13 protein-coding genes are annotated in these 15,336 nt (G+C 72.1%); 8 read left to right on the forward strand and 5 right to left on the reverse strand.

Annotation, left to right across the window (positions count from 1 at the left end):
- Positions 1 to 17: 17 nt before the first annotated feature.
- Both ACZ60X_RS20285 and ACZ60X_RS20290 read right to left on the reverse strand, forming a co-directional pair.
- Positions 18 to 548, reverse strand: coding sequence for a GNAT family N-acetyltransferase (locus tag ACZ60X_RS20285; protein WP_469600168.1), 531 nt, complete (start codon positions 546 to 548; stop codon positions 18 to 20).
- A 20-nt stretch (positions 549 to 568) separates the two neighbouring features.
- Entirely contained in the window at positions 569 to 1,417 is an 849-nt protein-coding gene (locus tag ACZ60X_RS20290; RefSeq protein ID WP_469600170.1) for a GNAT family N-acetyltransferase, read from the reverse strand.
- A gap of 363 nt (positions 1,418 to 1,780) precedes the next feature.
- Here ACZ60X_RS20290 and ACZ60X_RS20295 point away from each other — a divergent pair, with 363 nt between their 5' ends.
- The 8 genes from ACZ60X_RS20295 to ACZ60X_RS20330 all read left to right on the forward strand — a co-directional run bounded on the left by ACZ60X_RS20295 (position 1,781) and on the right by ACZ60X_RS20330 (position 11,164).
- The gene (locus ACZ60X_RS20295; RefSeq protein WP_469600172.1) at positions 1,781 to 3,757 is read left to right on the forward strand and encodes an FAD/NAD(P)-binding protein; all 1,977 of its coding nucleotides are present in this window, start codon (positions 1,781 to 1,783) and stop codon (positions 3,755 to 3,757) included.
- Positions 3,754 to 4,461 (forward strand): class I SAM-dependent methyltransferase, encoded by a 708-nt coding sequence (locus tag ACZ60X_RS20300; protein ID WP_469600174.1) that lies wholly within the window; start codon positions 3,754 to 3,756, stop codon positions 4,459 to 4,461. The genes ACZ60X_RS20295 and ACZ60X_RS20300 overlap by 4 nt, the downstream gene beginning before the upstream one ends.
- Before the next feature lie 3 nt (positions 4,462 to 4,464).
- Positions 4,465 to 5,949 (forward strand): lyase family protein, encoded by a 1,485-nt coding sequence (locus ACZ60X_RS20305; RefSeq protein WP_469600176.1) that lies wholly within the window; start codon positions 4,465 to 4,467, stop codon positions 5,947 to 5,949.
- Between the two features lie 30 nt (positions 5,950 to 5,979).
- A complete protein-coding gene (locus ACZ60X_RS20310; RefSeq protein ID WP_469600178.1) occupies positions 5,980 to 6,918 on the forward strand; it encodes a GHMP family kinase ATP-binding protein in 939 nt (312 codons plus the stop codon).
- Positions 6,908 to 9,208, forward strand: a complete 2,301-nt coding sequence (locus ACZ60X_RS20315; protein ID WP_469600180.1) for a pyridoxal-phosphate dependent enzyme — start codon at positions 6,908 to 6,910, stop codon at positions 9,206 to 9,208. Before ACZ60X_RS20310 ends, ACZ60X_RS20315 begins: the two co-directional genes overlap by 11 nt.
- Positions 9,205 to 10,011, forward strand: a complete 807-nt coding sequence (locus ACZ60X_RS20320) for an AzlC family ABC transporter permease (RefSeq protein ID WP_469600182.1) — start codon at positions 9,205 to 9,207, stop codon at positions 10,009 to 10,011. The genes ACZ60X_RS20315 and ACZ60X_RS20320 overlap by 4 nt, the downstream gene beginning before the upstream one ends.
- Positions 10,011 to 10,310: an AzlD domain-containing protein gene (locus tag ACZ60X_RS20325; protein ID WP_469600184.1), complete on the forward strand. Its 300-nt coding sequence runs from the start codon at positions 10,011 to 10,013 to the stop codon at positions 10,308 to 10,310. The genes ACZ60X_RS20320 and ACZ60X_RS20325 overlap by 1 nt, the downstream gene beginning before the upstream one ends.
- Before the next feature lie 116 nt (positions 10,311 to 10,426).
- A complete protein-coding gene (locus ACZ60X_RS20330) occupies positions 10,427 to 11,164 on the forward strand; it encodes an alanyl-tRNA editing protein (protein ID WP_469600186.1) in 738 nt (245 codons plus the stop codon).
- Positions 11,165 to 11,227: 63 nt separating this feature from the next.
- Here the strand turns inward: ACZ60X_RS20330 and ispG are convergent, their stop codons facing one another.
- From ispG to dxr, 3 genes are all read right to left on the reverse strand, one after another.
- Positions 11,228 to 12,385 carry a flavodoxin-dependent (E)-4-hydroxy-3-methylbut-2-enyl-diphosphate synthase gene (ispG, locus tag ACZ60X_RS20335; RefSeq protein WP_469600188.1) on the reverse strand — a complete coding sequence of 386 codons (1,158 nt, stop codon included), beginning with the start codon at positions 12,383 to 12,385 and terminating at the stop codon, positions 11,228 to 11,230.
- 180 nt (positions 12,386 to 12,565) lie between these two features.
- Entirely contained in the window at positions 12,566 to 13,858 is a 1,293-nt protein-coding gene (locus tag ACZ60X_RS20340; protein WP_469600738.1) for a M50 family metallopeptidase, read from the reverse strand.
- Between the two features lie 8 nt (positions 13,859 to 13,866).
- Entirely contained in the window at positions 13,867 to 15,138 is a 1,272-nt protein-coding gene (gene dxr, locus ACZ60X_RS20345; protein ID WP_469600190.1) for a 1-deoxy-D-xylulose-5-phosphate reductoisomerase, read from the reverse strand.
- Positions 15,139 to 15,336: the final 198 nt, after the last annotated feature.

Genomic DNA, 15,336 nt, shown 5'->3' on the forward strand with positions numbered 1-15,336 from the left:
GTGCGGGCGGAAATCGGTCATCGCCTGCGCAGCGGCAGGGGAGCGCCCATCACGGCGTAGGGCCGCGGCGCGCTCGGGAAGTGCACCTGGCGGGCGAGGTCGACGTAGCCGAGGGAGAAGTACAGGCCGCGCGCGGGGCTGTCGGTGTCGATCGCGGAGAGGATCGAGCGGGGCTCGGCGGCGCTGTCGGTGATGGTGGTGATCAGCCGCCGGCCGATGCCCCGGTTCTGGTGGTCGGGGTGGACGTGCAGCTCGGTGATGACGAAGGAGTCGTCCAGCCAGAAGTCGTTGTCCCGGGCGCGCAGGTAGGGCTCCACGATGGTGGACCACCAGTGGGTGCGGCTGTTGGGCATGCCGTAGACGAATCCGACGAGCCGCCCCGCGACGGTCGCGCCGAGCGCCCGCGCGCCCCGGTACCGCATGTGGCGCTGGACGATCTGCCGGCGTACGGCGACCTCGTCGGGCCCGAGCCCGAACGCCACCGCTTGGACGGCGAGGGCCTCGTCGACATGGGCTGCGAGGTCCAGGGGGCCGATCACGAGGTCCATGCGGGGAGGGTACAGGGGGCTCAGAACAGCACACTCATGAAGGCGCCGACCTCCCGGAAGCCGACCCTGCGGTACGTCCGTCGCGCCGCCGTGTTGAAGTCGTTCACGTACAGGCTCACCACGGGGGCCACGTCGGCCAGCGCGTAGCGCAGGACGGCCGCCATGCCCGGTGCCGCGACACCCCTGCCCCGGTACTCGGGGGCCACCCAGACGCCCTGGATCTGGCAGGCCTGGCCGGTCGCGGCGCCGATCTCGGCCTTGAAGACGACCCTGCCGTGCTCGTCGACGCGGGCGAAGGAGCGGCCGGAGCCGACGAGTTCGGCGACCCGGGCCTGGTACAGCAGCCCGCCGTCCCCCGCGAGCGGCGATACGCCGACCTCCTCGGTGAACATCGCCACGCACGCCGGCATGATCGTCTCCATCTCGTCCTTGCGGACGCGGCGGACGTAGGGGTCCGGGGCGATGTCGGCGGGCATCCGGTCGGTGACCATCAGGGGCTGGTGGGAGCGGACTTCGCGGGCGGGGCCCCAGTGGGGCTCCAGCAGGCGCCACAGCCCGGCGGTGGCGTCGGCGGGGCCGACGATGGAGGAGCAGCGGCGCCCGGCCCTGCGGGCGCGGTCGGCGAAGGCGCGCACGGCGCGCGGGGTGGCGCAGATGGGGACCAGGTTGGCGCCCGCGTAGCACAGGGACGTGAGCATGCCGTCCTCGTACCAGCCCCACATCTCCCCGCCCAGCCGCCACGGGTCGAGCCCGGCCACCTGGACGCGCGAGGTCACGAAGGCGTTCGCGACAGGCTCGCGGTCGAGGACGGCGAGTGCGGCGTCGAGGTCGCTCGGATCGAGCACCCGTGAGGTGGTCTGGGTCAACACGTAGGGGGCCTCACCCTGGGGATTCCGCTGGTCCCGGCACTGTACCCCGTGCGTTTGTGACGCGCCCCGTGGTGATGTCACGTCCGCCGGACGCCTCGGACGGGCGGGCCGGCCCGCGGGCGCGATCGGAATGGCATGGCCGGTTCCGGACACCGGCGGCGAGCGGGCCGACCGGCATATGCGCTGCTCACGGCTCCTTATCGACGAGTAGCGCAGGGCATTCGGCGACGGTCGGTGTCACACCATCACAGGGAATGCGCCAATATCGGCGGCCCCATGGTAATGAGGGTGAGAGAGGCTACGATGGAGCGCGTTCGCACACATGCCTGCTACGGGAGTCTCGGAGTGCCTTCCGAATTACGGGTGGGAATTGTCGGGCTGGGTTCCCGAGGGTGCAGCATTCTGGAGCGGATCATCGCCCTGGCCCGGAAATCGGAGGCCGCGCTTTCCGTGCGGGTCGACATCATCGACCCCGTCCCGACCGGCCAGGGACTGCACTCGGTCGATCAACCGGATTACCTGCTCCTCAATACCCTCTGCGGCGAGATATCCATGTTCCCGGGACCGGAATCCGTGGGGGCCGACACGGCACAGGACGGCCCCGGCCTGCTCGCCTGGGTCACCGAGCGCGGGCTGCGGCTGGCCGCGGACGGTCACACGGTGACCCGGACCGGGGGCCGGGCCGTCGCACCCGACGACTTCCTGCCCCGGCGGATCCTCGGCGCGTATCTGCGCTGGTTCTTCGAGGAGACGTGCCGCCGGGCCCCGGCGGGGATGCGGATACGCGTACACCGCTGCGCGGCCGTCGACCTCGAATCGGACGAGAAGAACGGGGTTCGGATCACCCTGGCCGACGGGACACTGCTCACCACCGACTATGCCTTCCTCACGATCGGGCACGTCGGAAATGAACGGCGGGCGGATGCCCGGGGCACCGCACGCGCCGTCGCCGATCCCTATCCTCTGCCGGAAAGTGTCGCGGCCGTCGAGGCCGGTTCTTCGGTGGCCGTGGGTGGTTTCGGCCTTTCCGCCATGGATGTGGTCGCCGCACTGACGACCGGGCGCGGGGGCCGGTTCGTACGGGCCGCCCGAGATTCCGCAGCGGGCCGGGATTCCGAGCCGAGCCAGGAATCCGGAGGGGGTGGAGAACAGGCAGAACTCCGTTATCTGCCCAGCGGAGCGGAACCCCGGATTCTGCTGTACTCCCGCTCCGGAATGCCTTTCCGGGTCCGGCCGAGGCGCGAGGAACTGACGAGCCGGTTCCAGCCGCTGGCCCTCACCCGCGAGGTCGTGGCGGCGCTGCGGTCGGCCGGGCCGCTGGATTTCGACGAACAGCTCATGCCCCTGCTGCTGAGCGAGATGCGGATCGCCTACCACCGGTGCCGGACCCTGGTCGCCGAGGGGAGCGCCGCCGAGGAGGAACTGGCGGCGGGCCTCGCCGAGGCCGCCCGCGCGGGCGAGCTGACCGCCGCGCTCGACCGACTCGACGAGGTCGGCGGCGCCTTCGATCCGGCCGCCCTGTTCGATCCGTCGGCGGGCATGGACCTGCGGGACGGCCCGTCCTACCAGCGCTGGCTGACCGCGACGGTGCGGGCCGATCTCGCTCAGGCCGGGAAGGGGGTCACCGGCAGCCCCGTCAAGGCGGCCCTGGAGGCCGTCCGGGAGGTCCGTGACATCCTCCGCGACGCCGTGAACTTCCGCGGTCTGACCCCGGCCTCGCTCGACGGGTTCATGGGCCGCACGGTGCCGCTGATGAACCGCGCGGTGGTCGGACCCCAGAAGGAACGGTACGCCGAGCTGCTCGCCCTGGCCGACGCCGGAATCGTCCGCTTTCCCTTCGGGGCGGCTCCCCGCATCGCTGCCGAGCGGTCGGGGCCGGGGCACGGCTCCGGGGGCTGGACGGTGTCGTCGACCCGGCTGGAGGTCGCGCACCGCGAGCACGTGGACTGGCTGTGCGCGGGCAACGCGCCCTGGCCGGCCCTGGCCACCTCGGCGAGCCCGCTGGTGCGCTCGCTGCGCCGGCGCCGGGTCCTGACCCCGCACGTGCCGGGCGGTGGCAACGTCGCGGCGGCCGACGTCGATCCCTCGCTGCACCCCGTCGGGCCGGACGGGACCGGCGACCGCAGGCTCTGGCTGATCGGCCCGCTCTGCGAAGGGGCGACGTTCTACAACCACCTGATCCCGACGCCGGGTTACTCACGCGCCTTCGTCGACGCCCACCGCTGCGTGACCGAGATGTACGAACAGTTCGCCCAGGACGGCGGCGAGAGCCGCGAGCGCCGCGCGGGGCACACCGCGCGGCCCGTGCCGCCCACACCGAAGGAGAGGTCCTGCCCGTGACTGCCGAGACCACACCGGACGAGCTGGCCAAGGGGCAGTGGAACGACGCCTACCGGCTCGACGGCCACGCCAACCTGTGGGGCGATCCGCCGGTCCCGTACGCGGTGAACGCCGCCAAGCTCTTCGCCGACCACGAGGCCTTCGTCGTCCTCGACCTGCCGTGCGGCGACGGCCGGAACCTGCCTGCGCTGGCGCAGGCCGCGAAGGTCGTGGTCGGCGGTGACACCTCCAGGAACGCGATGGGCATCGCCCGTACGGTGGTCGCCAGGGCCGGTGCCGACAACGTGGTGTTCCAGGAGACCGACGTCTTCGCCACGGGCCTGCCGGACGACTCCGTCGACGGGATCTTCTGCTGGGACCTGCTGGGGCACCTCACCGAACCGGTCAAGGCGCTGAAGGAGCTGCACCGGATCTGCCGGCCGGGCGGCCACGTCGTGGCCAACATGTGGACCATGCGGGACTGCCAGGTGGCGGACCCCGGCATGGTGGCCGTCGGGCCCAAGGAGTACCGGGACCACGCCGGCTTCTACTGCAGGTTCTACGACCGTCCCGACCTGGACTCCTATCTCGCGCAGTGCGCTCTGGCCGACGAGGTCGCCACGATCGTGCTGCTGCGCTGGACGGAGCCCCCGCACGCCGCGTACCGGCCCTACTTCCACGAGCACGAGAGCCTCGCGTTCACCCTCCGCAAGAAGGGACGGTAGCTCTTGGACACCCCGCTCACCGGACGGATCTCCGCCGGACCGGACCGATTACTCCACGACGAGGTCCTGGCACCGCAGTTCGCCTTCGAGGCCGAGCACCTCCTGTCGGGGTACCTGGCCATCGAGAAGGTCCTCGCCCTGGAATACCGGCGGATGGGGCTGCTCAGCGCCGACCAGGCCCGGCGGATCGGCGCGGCGCTGCACGGGATCACCACCGGCACGCTCACCGCCGCCCCCGAACGCAACATGTCGGACATCGCCTTCGCCATCGAACGCGAGGTGGAGTCCCGGCTCGCCTCCCCGGTCGTCTCCTGGCACGTCGACCGCAGCCGCAACGACCTCCAGGCCTGCGCGCAGCTGATGTTCGCCCGCCGTCAACTGGCCCTCACGGCGGACTCGTTGCTGACCTTCGGCGAGGCGGTCCGGCGGACGGCGGCCCGGCACACCGAGACGGTGATGCCCGGCTACACCCACGGTCAGGCGGCGCAGATCATCACCGCCGGCTACTACCTGGCGGCGTTGTCCGAAGAGGTGGTGGAGGCCGCCGGGCGCCTTCTCGGCACGTACGACGAGATCGACCAGTGCCCGCTGGGGGCCGGCGCCATGGCCGGCCAGGAACTGGAGTGGGACCGGGAGCGCGCGGCCCGGCTGCTCGGCTTCCGCGGGCCGCGGCGGCACGCGCTCATGGCGGTGGCCTCGCGCGGCTGGGCGCTGCGGATCACCGGGGAGCTGTCCCTGTTCGGTACGGTGCTGAGCCGCTTCACCACCGACCTGATCACCTGGGGCGGCAGCGAGTACGGTTTCATCGACCTGCCCGACGCGTACGCGGGGATATCGTCCGCCATGCCGCAGAAGAAGAACTTCCCGCTGCTGGAGCGTGTCCGGGGCAGGACCGCGCACCTGACCGCGTTCCACGTCGACGCCCTGGCGGGCCAGCGGAACACCGCCTACTCGAACTCGGTCGAGGTCTCCAAGGAGGCGGGGACCCACGTCCTGTCGGCCTTCCGGACGGCGCGCTCCGTCCTCGCCCTGGCCACCGCCGTCCTGGAGCGACTGCGCTTCCGTACCGAGCGGATGGCCGAGGCCTGCACGCGCGAGTACTTCGGCGGCTTCACCCTGGCCAACCGGCTCACCCTCGCCGAGGGCCTGCCCTGGCGCACCGCGCAGGTGGTGGCGGGCGCGTACATCCTCGCGGCGCTGGAGGAGGGCGTGGCCCCCCGGGATCCGCGGCCGGACATGCTGCGCCGGGCCGCCGCGAAGCACGGCCACGACCTCGCGGCACCCGAGGAGGCCCTCGCCGAGGCGTTCGACGTCCACGGCGGTGTCGAGCGCAAGCTCTCCGCCGGCTCGACCCGCCCGGCCGAGGTGCGCCGGCTGCTCACGGCACAGGCGGACGCGCTGAAGGAGGCGGCCGCGGCCTGGGAGGCGAGACGAGAGCGTGTACGCGCCGCCATGACGCGGACCGACCGCCTGCTGGGCATCGCGTGAGTCCCACAACCGACGGGGAGTGGCACAGCCGTGGCAACACACGCGGGTTTCGGAACCGCCAACGGAACCTTCGGGGAACTGCTCCAGGGGATGCTGCCGGACGGACAGCGCTTTCTCGTGACGTTTCCCGTCGACGCCTGGGCGACGGCCACGTTCCGGCCGGCCGGCGGCGACGGCGCCGTCCTGGTACGCCCGGCGGGCAAGACCAAGTCGAGACTCCTGGCCACCCGCATGCTGGACGCCTACGGCCACCAAGGCGGCGGCGTCCTCGAACTGAGCGGCGGCATTCCGGAGGGCAAGGGCCTCGCGAGTTCGTCGGCGGACCTGGTCGCCACGGCCCGCGCCGTGGCCGACGCCCTCGGCGTGCCCCTGGGCGAGGAGACCACCGAGGACTTCCTGCGCGGCATCGAGCCGTCCGACGGGGTCATGTACGCCGGGATCGTGAGCTACCACCACCGCGAGGTGCGGTTGCGCGAGCGGCTGGGCTTCCTCCCGCCGCTGACCGTGGTCGCCCATGACGCGGGCGGCATGGTGGACACCGTCGGCTTCAACCACACCGCGCCGACGCCGGCCCGGCGTACGCGCGGCGAGTACGCGGCACTGCTCGACGCGATCTCCGCGGCGGTCCGTACCGCTGACCTCCCCGCGGTGGGACGGATCGCCACCCGCAGTGCCGAGCTGCACCTGGGTCCGGTCCCCGGCCTGCGCTTCGAACGGATGCGGAAGATCTGCCAGGAGGTCGGCGGCCTCGGTCTGGTGATCGCCCACAGCGGCACCTGCCTCGGCATCCTGATCGACGAGCACAGCGCCCCCGACAGCCCCTCGGAGCGTGTCGAGCGGGCACGCGCCCGGTGTGCCGAACTGCCCGGCACCGTCACCGTCCTCCGCTCGCTGGGGACGGGCGCGCTCGGCAGTCCCTCATCCGCTCCCCGCCCAGCAGGCCCCGCCGGAGGCGACCATGCTTTTTGAGAGCGTCACAGCCGCGATAGGCCACACCCCTCTGGTCCGCGCCCCGATGGAGGCGGCGGACGGCGTGGAGGTCTACCTCAAGCTGGAGTTCCAGAACCTCTACGGGATGAAGGACCGCGTCGCCCGGAGCATCATCCTGGAGGCACGCAGACGCGGCGTCCTCGCCGACGGCGCCCCGATCATCGAGAGCTCCTCCGGCACCATGGCCCTGGGCGTCGCCCTGGTCGGCGCGTCCCTGGGCCACCACGTCCACATCGTCACCGATCCCCGTATCGACCGCATCACCCTGGCCAAGCTCCGCGCCCTCGGCTGCGAGGTGCACATCGTGCGGGCGATGACCGGAAAGGGCTGGCAGAGCGCCCGGCTCGAACTGCTGCACCGGCTGCGCGCCGACCTGCCCGGGGCGTTCTGGCCGGACCAGTACGAGAACCCGGACAACCCCGCCGCCTACCGGACGCTGGCCGCCGAACTCACCGAGGACTTACCCCGGTTCGACGTGCTGGTGGGGTCGGTGGGCAGCGGCGGGTCGCTCTGCGGCACCTCACGCGCGCTGCGGCCGTCCCTGCCCGGTCTGCGGGTGATCGGCGTGGACAGTGTCGGAAGCGTCCTGTTCGGACAGCCCGACCGGCCGGGGCGCAGGCAGAGCGGGCTGGGCAACAGCCTGCTGCCGGGCAACCTCGACCGCCGCCTCATCCACGAGGTCCACTGGCTCAACGACCGGGAGGCCCTCTGCGCCACCCGTGAACTCGCCCGCGAACAGCAGATCTTCGCGGGCAACACCTCGGGGTCCGTCTACCGCATCGTCAAGCACCTCGCGGCGGGAGCGGCACCGGGAACCCGTCTCGTGGGCATCCTCCCCGACCGCGGAGACCGCTACGTCGACACCGTCTACGACGACGCCTACTGGGCCACGGAGGCCCTGGACACCCAGCCCCTCTCCCCCGCGCCCGCCACCATCTCGGCCCGTGCCGGGCAGGTCGCCGAGAGCTGGTCCCGGGCCGAGGACATCGAGCGCTCGCAGGACGGGCAGCGCCTGCTGTTCGTGGAGTCGAACACCACCGGCACCGGCATGCTCGCCCTCGGCCTGAGCCGGGAGCTGGGCCTGCGCCCGGTCCTGCTCACCAACGACCCCGGACGGTACCGGGGTCTGGCGCAGACGGGCGCCGACGTGGTCACCTGCGACACCAACTCCCTGACGCAGCTGCGGGGCACGGTGCTGCGGGAGTTCCGCCGGGAGCAGATCGCCGGCGCCACCACCACCAGCGACTTCTACCTGTCCCAGACCGCGGAGCTGACCGCCTGGCTCGGCCTGCCCGGCAGTCCCGTCGACGCGATCGCCCGCTGCCGGGACAAGTCCCGCACCCGCCGGGCGCTCACCGCGGCCGGGCTCCCCCAGCCCCGGTTCGCCGTCGTGACCGCCGGCGACCGGCCGGCGGCGGCCACGGCGGCGGCCGTGGCCCGCGCCGGGCTGCCGTGTGTCGTCAAGCCCGTGGACGACAGCGGATCGAACCACGTGCTGCTGTGCACGACACCCGAGCAGGCACTCGCCCAGGTCCGGCTGGTCCTGGGCGAGGAGACCAACGTCCGCGGCCAGTCCACCGCCGGTGCCGTACTGGTCGAGGAGTACCTCGACGGGCCGGAGTACAGCGTCGAGACCATCAGCCGGCGCGGCGAGTCACGGTGCCTGGGCATCGTGGAGAAGCACGTCACCGGCGCCCCGTACTTCGTCGAGCACCGCCACGTCTTCCCCGCCGCGCTCCCCGGGGCCGCCGCGGACCGGCTGACCGGCACGGTGCGCGACGCCCTCGCCGCCGTCGGCTTCACCGACGGCGCCGCGCACACCGAGGTCAGGCTCACCGCACGGGGTCCCGTGGTGATCGAGATCAACGCGCGTCCGGCCGGCGGCATGATCCCCGAACTGGTCCGGCTGACGACCGGACTGAGGATGCAGGAGCAGCAGTTGCGCCTCGCGCTCGGTCTGGAGCCGCACGCGGTCCCGGCCTGCGACGGCGCCGCGGTGATCCAGTTCCTGCTCGCGGACCGGGCCGGGACCCTCGCCCGGGTGGAGGGCGTCGAGGCGGCGCGCGCGGTCGACGGGGTCGAGCAGGTCGTCGTGACCGCCGCGCCGGGACAGCGGGTGCGGCCCGCGCGCAACGCCTACCACCGCCTGGGGTTCGTGATCGCACGGGCCGGGTCGGCCGAGGAGGCCGCCGCCGCCTGCGTCAAGGCGCACGCCCAGCTGAACGTCGTACTCGAAGACCCGGACGGCGCGCGGGAGAAGGGCACGTGACGAACGGAGGCGACCTCACGCCCGACACCGAACCGCGTGTCGTCCCGGAGGCCGACACGGACACGGCCGCGGACTGGCCCCGGCGCAGGGCCGCGGTGCTGCGCGACTCGGTCGGTGTCGGGCTGGCGGTCGGCGCTCTGGGGCTGTCCTTCGGAGCGCTGGCCGTGCTGGCGGGGTTCACCGTGGCGCAGTCCTGCGTCCTGTCCCTGCTGATGTTCTCGGGTGCGTCGCAGTTCGCCGTGATCGGCGTCATGGGCGCCGGGGGAAGCGCGCTCACCGGCGCCGCCACGGCGGCGCTGCTCGGCGTGCGCAACAGCCTGTACGGGCTGGCGCTGTCCCGGCTGCTCCGGGTCCGGGGAGCCCGCCGCGTCCTCGCCGCGCACCTCGTGCTCGACGAGAGCTCGGGCATGGCCATGGGCCAGTCGGCGCGGCGGGCGGCACGGCTGGCGTTCTGGGCGACCGGCACCGCGGTGCTCGTGTGCTGGAACCTGGCCACGCTCGCCGGCGCGATCGGCGCGAAGGCGCTGCCGGACCCGTCCGCCCTGGGACTGGACGTGGCCTCGCCCGCGGCGTTCGTCGCGCTGCTGATGCCGCGGCTGCGCGGGCCGCGGCTCTGGGCGGTGGCCGTGGGGGCCGCGGTGACCGCCCTCGTGACCTCCCTGGTCCTGCCCACCGGTCTCCCGGTGCTCGTCGCGGGGCTGGTCGCCTGCGCCGTCGGCTTCACGGCGCGCCGCGGGGCAGGCGACGGCGGGCGGGGCGCGGGGCGGCGGGATCCGGCCACACGACAACGTACGGAGGACTGATGTGGACCGCGATCGTCCTCGGCACGGCCGGGGTGTACCTCCTGAAGCTCGCCGGGCTCTGCATACCGGCGAAGGTGCTGGAGCGGCGGGAGGTGCGGGAGATCTCGGCGCTGCTCCCCGTGGCCCTGCTCGCCGCGCTGGTGGGGGTCCAGACCTTCACCACCGGTCACCGGCTGACGCTGGACGCCCGCGCCCTCGGGTTCGGCGTCGCCCTCGTCGCCGCGCTGCTGCGCGCGCCCTTCCTTCTGGTGGTGGCGGTGGGGGCGGCAACCGCCGCGATCGCCCGCCTGTGGTGGTGAGCGGACCGTAACCTGGCACCGGACCGCTCGGTAAGCAGTACGCACGGACAACGGGATCGAGAGAGGAGTCGGGGAACGGGCTCCGCTGGGCCTCGTACCTCCAACCGCTGATGGGAATGAGTCATCACGGCCGTACACACCGCCTGGACTGGGAAGACGCCACGCTCCGGGAATGGGACTGCACCGTCCTGTGGTCGGATCCCGCCGATCCGGAGGCCGGCGTCGTCCTGGACCGCTCCGCGTTCTACCCCGGCGGCGGCGGGCAGCCGCCGGACGAGGGTGTCCTGATCTGGGAGGGCGTGCGGACCCGCATCGTGGGGACCCGCAAGGGCGACGACCTTTTTCTGCTGCCCGCTCCGGGAGACCCCGTCCCGCGGGCGGGTACCAGGGTCACCGGCGCGCTCGACGACGAGCGCAGGTCCTCCCTGATGCGCACCCACTCCGGACTGCACGTGCTGTGCGGCACGGTGTTCCGGGACTTCGGCGCGCTGGTGACGGGCGGCAACATGACCCCCGGCGAAGCCCGCATGGACTTCAACCTGCCCGAGGTGCCGCCCGGTTTCAAACAGAGCCTGGAGGACGCGGTCAACGCGGAGATCGAGGCCGACCGCCAGATCGTCGTACGGGTGCTCCCCAAGGACGAGGCCCAGGCGATCCCCGATCTCGTCCGCACCCAGTTCGTCGCCCCGCCCGACCTCCCGGAGGTCCGCGTGGTCGACGTCGTCGGCCTGGACGTGCAGGCCGACGGGGGCACGCACGTGGCCTCCACCCGGCAGATCGGCCGCCTCACGGTGACCAAGGTGGAGAGCAAGGGCCGGCAGAACCGGAGGGTGAGGATCCGCCTCGACTCGTGAGCCGGGCCGCTCCCCTCCCGAGTCCCGCCACCAGCGGTGCCGGGACTCGGGACGAGCGCGGGGTCAGCCCGCGACCGACACCGACGGCTCGCCCGACTCCACGCCGTCCTGCTCCATCTGCTCGGCCAGCTTCATGGCCTCCTCGATGAGGGTCTCGACGATCTTGGACTCGGGGACGGTCTTGATGACCTCGCCCTTGACGAAGATCTGGCCCTTGCCGTTGCCGGAGGCGACACCGAGGTCGGCCTCGCGGGCCTCGCCGGGGCCGTTCACGACGCAGCCCATGACGGCCACGCGGAGGGGGACCTCCATGCCCGTGAGGCCCGCGGTGACCTCTTCGGCGAGCTTGTAGACGTCGACCTGGGCGCGGCCGCAGGAGGGGCAGGAGACGATCTCCAGGCCGCGCTGGCGCAGGCCGAGCGACTGGAGGATCTGGAGGCCGACCTTGACCTCCTCCGCCGGCGGAGCCGACAGGGAGACCCGGATGGTGTCGCCGATGCCCTGGGACAGCAGCGCGCCGAAGGCCACCGCCGACTTGATCGTGCCCTGGAACGCCGGGCCGGCCTCGGTCACACCGAGGTGGAGCGGGTAGTCGCACTGCTCGGCCAGCTGGCGGTAGGCCTCGATCATCACGACCGGGTCGTTGTGCTTCACCGAGATCTTGATGTCCCGGAAGTCGTGCTCCTCGAAGAGGGACGCCTCCCACAGCGCCGACTCGACCAGCGCCTCCGGGGTCGCCTTGCCGTACTTCTGGAGCAGGCGCCGGTCCAGGGAGCCGGCGTTGACGCCGATGCGGATCGGCGTGCCGTGGTCCTTGGCGGCCTGGGCGATCTCCCTGACCTTGTCGTCGAACTGCTTGATGTTGCCGGGGTTGACGCGGACGGCCGCGCAGCCCGCCTCGATCGCCGCGAAGACGTACTTCGGCTGGAAGTGGATGTCCGCGATCACCGGGATCTGGGACTTGCGGGCGATGGTCGCGAGGGCGTCGGCGTCGTCCTGGGTGGGGCAGGCCACGCGGACGATCTGGCAGCCGGACGCGGTCAGCTCGGCGATCTGCTGGAGGGTGGCGCCGATGTCCGACGTACGGGTCGTGGTCATCGACTGGACCGAGACGGGTGCGTCTCCGCCGACCGCCACGCTTCCGACCTGGATCTGCCGGCTCTTGCGGCGCTCGGCGAGCTTGGTCGGAACGGACGGCATGCCGAGAGAAATCGCAGTCATCTGCTGTGCAACCCCAAGTCGTGGATCAAGATCCGGTCCCGTGAACGGCGGGCTCCAGGCTTCGAGATTACGGCACCGGCCCCCGCGCCAGCACACCCCACCCGGCAAACCCACCCGATGGAAGGCGGCCCGGGAGGCATCGTTCAGATACCTTTCCGGGCCGCTTCGAACACGCGGTGGCTAGGAGATTTTCACCGGGTTAACCACGTCCGCGATGAGCACCAGGACGGTGAAGCAGACGAAGATCCCCGCCACGACGTACGCCACCGGCATCAGCTTGGCCACGTCGAAGGGGCCTGGGTCCGGGCGGCGCAGCACCCGGGCCAGGTTCCGCCGCAGCGCCTCCCACAGGGCGCCCGCGATGTGCCCGCCGTCGAGCGGGAGCAGCGGGAGCATGTTGAACAGGAACAGGGAGAGGTTGAAGCCGGCGAGCAGCATCACGAACATCGCCACCTGCTGGGAGGCGGGGATGTCGAGGGTGGCGATGTCGCCGGTGATGCGGGCGGCGCCGACGATGCCGACCGGGGAGTCGGGTTCGCGCGGGCCGTTGCCGAAGGCCGCGTTCCACAGCGCCGGGATCTTGGCGGGCAGGGCGGCCAGGGAGTCGACGGCGTCGCCGACGCGGTCGGTCATCCAGGTCACCGAGCCGCCGAAGCCCATCTTCACGACGCCGGTGGCGGAGCTGAAGCCGAGGAAGCCGGCCTTGACGTACTTGCCCCGGACGTACTGGCCGCTGGAGTCCTTCTTGGCGACCAGGTTCGTGGCGATGGTGGCGTGCAGGGTGACCTGCCTGCCGCCTCGGTCCACGACGATCGGGACCGTCTTGCCGGCGCTGTCGCGGATCAGGTCCGACAGCGTGTTCCAGTCCTTGGTCCGCTTGCCGTCGAAGGAGACGATCTTGTCGCGCTTCTGCATGCCGGCGGCCTGGGCCGGGGACGCGGGGTCGGACTTCCTGCAGCTGTCGCGGTTCTCGCTCTGGGCGATGACGCAGGGCGAGACGGAGGCGACGGTGGTGGTCTGCTGCTGGATGCCGAAGCCCATCAGGACCGTGAAGAAGAGGGCGACCGCGAGGACCAGGTTCATGAAGGGGCCCGCGAACATCACGATCACGCGCTTCCACGGCTTGCGCGTGTAGAACATGCGCGTCTCGTCGCCGGGCTGCAGCTCCTCGTAGGCGGCCGAGCGGGCGTCCTCGATCATGCCGCGCCACGGCGAGGTGGAGCGGGCGGAGACCCGGCCCTCGTCGTCGGGCGGGAACATGCCGATCATGCGGATGTAGCCGCCGAGCGGGATCGCCTTGACGCCGTACTCGGTGTCGCCCTTCTTCCGCGACCAGACGGTCGGGCCGAAGCCCACCATGTACTGCGGCACACGGATGCCGAAGAGCTTGGCCGTGGACAGGTGCCCCAGCTCGTGCCACGCGATCGAGACGAGCAGGCCCACCGCGAAGACCGCTATGCCGAGGATGAACATCAAGGTCGTCATGCACGCGCCTCCGCGCTCGCCGTCGTGGCTGTGAGTTCGCGGGCCCGGGCGCGGGCCCAGGTCTCCGCTTCGAGGACGTCCGACACGGTGAGCGAGGTTCCCGTGGCCGGGGTGCCGTGCTCCTCGACGACCCGGGTGACGGTCTCCATGATCCCGTTGAAGGGCAGTGCGCCGCCCAGGAAGGCCTCGACGCACTCCTCGTTGGCCGCATTGAACACCGCCGGGGCCGTGCCCGCGAGCCGCCCCACGTGCCGGGCGAGGCTCACCGACGGGAAGGCCTCGTTGTCCAGCGGGAAGAACTCCCAGGTGGAGGCCTTGCTCCAGTCGAAGGCGGGCGCCGCGTCGGGGACGCGCTCGGGCCAGCCCAGACCGATGGCGATGGGCCCGCGCATGTCGGGGGGCGTCGCCTGGGCGATCGTGGATCCGTCGGTGAACTCGACCATCGAGTGGACATACGACTGGGGATGCACGACCACCTCAATGCGGTCGAAGGGAATGTCGTAGAGGAGGTGTGCCTCGATGACCTCCAGACCCTTGTTGACGAGGGTCGCGGAGTTGATCGTGATCACCGGGCCCATCGCCCAGGTGGGGTGTGCGAGGGCGTCCTCGACGGTCACCTGGGCGAGGTCGTCCCTGCTGCGGCCGCGGAAGGGGCCGCCGGACGCCGTCACCACCAGCTTGCGGACGTCCGCCCGCGTCCCCGACGCCAGCGCCTGGAAGAGGGCGGCGTGCTCGGAGTCGACCGGGATGATCTGGCCGGGCTCGGCGAGCGCCTTGACCAGCGGGCCGCCGACGATCAGCGACTCCTTGTTGGCGAGGGCGAGGGTGCGGCCCGCCTCCAGGGCGGCGAGGGTCGGGGCGAGCCCGATGGAGCCGGTGATGCCGTTCAGGACCGTGTGGCAGTCGGAGGCGGCGAGCCGGCTGGCCGCGTCCGGTCCGGCGAGGATCTCGGGCAGCGGCTCCCCGGCACCGTACTCGGCGGCGAGCGCCTCACGCAGGGCCGGTACGGCGTCCTCGCGGGCGACCGCCACGGTGTGCACCCGCAGCCGGCGGGCCTGCTCGGCGAGGAGGGCGGTGCGGCCGCCGTTCGCGGACAGGGCGGTGACCCGGAAGCGGCCGGGGTTGCGCAGCACGAGGTCGATGGCCTGCGTGCCGACGGATCCCGTGGAGCCGAGGATCACCACGTCCTTGGGGCCGTCGCCCGCGAGGGGGTCGTAGACGCGGTGCGGGTCGGCGAGGGGTGCCGGATGGGCGGGGCTGTCGGTCATCTCTCCATTGTTGCCGCATCGGGCCGCGCTCCGGACAGGGCGTCCCCCGGGCGGGTGCGTTGACAGGTTTCGTGACTGGATGGAGTGATATTCCCCTTGTGAAATGCCGGTGAAGATCATGCGATGATCGGGCGGGATGCCGGCGGTGCCGGTCACCGGTGCTGCTGACGTACCGCGAAAACCCGCACGCCGGGGCGC

Source organism: Streptomyces sp. NPDC104106, from assembly GCF_055584345.1.

Bases quoted from the DNA above. Each gene is read 5' to 3' on its own strand.
- ACZ60X_RS20285 (WP_469600168.1), bottom strand. From the start codon at position 548: ATGGACCTCGTGATCGGCCCCCTGGACCTCGCAGCCCATGTCGACGAG.
- ACZ60X_RS20325 (WP_469600184.1), top strand. From the start codon at position 10,011: ATGTGGACCGCGATCGTCCTCGGCACGGCCGGGGTGTACCTCCTGAAG.
- ACZ60X_RS20330 (WP_469600186.1), top strand. From the start codon at position 10,427: ATGAGTCATCACGGCCGTACACACCGCCTGGACTGGGAAGACGCCACG.
- dxr (WP_469600190.1), bottom strand. From the start codon at position 15,138: ATGACCGACAGCCCCGCCCATCCGGCACCCCTCGCCGACCCGCACCGC.
- ACZ60X_RS20315 (WP_469600180.1), top strand. From the start codon at position 6,908: ATGCTTTTTGAGAGCGTCACAGCCGCGATAGGCCACACCCCTCTGGTC.
- ispG (WP_469600188.1), bottom strand. From the start codon at position 12,385: ATGACTGCGATTTCTCTCGGCATGCCGTCCGTTCCGACCAAGCTCGCC.
- ACZ60X_RS20340 (WP_469600738.1), bottom strand. From the start codon at position 13,858: ATGTTCATCCTCGGCATAGCGGTCTTCGCGGTGGGCCTGCTCGTCTCG.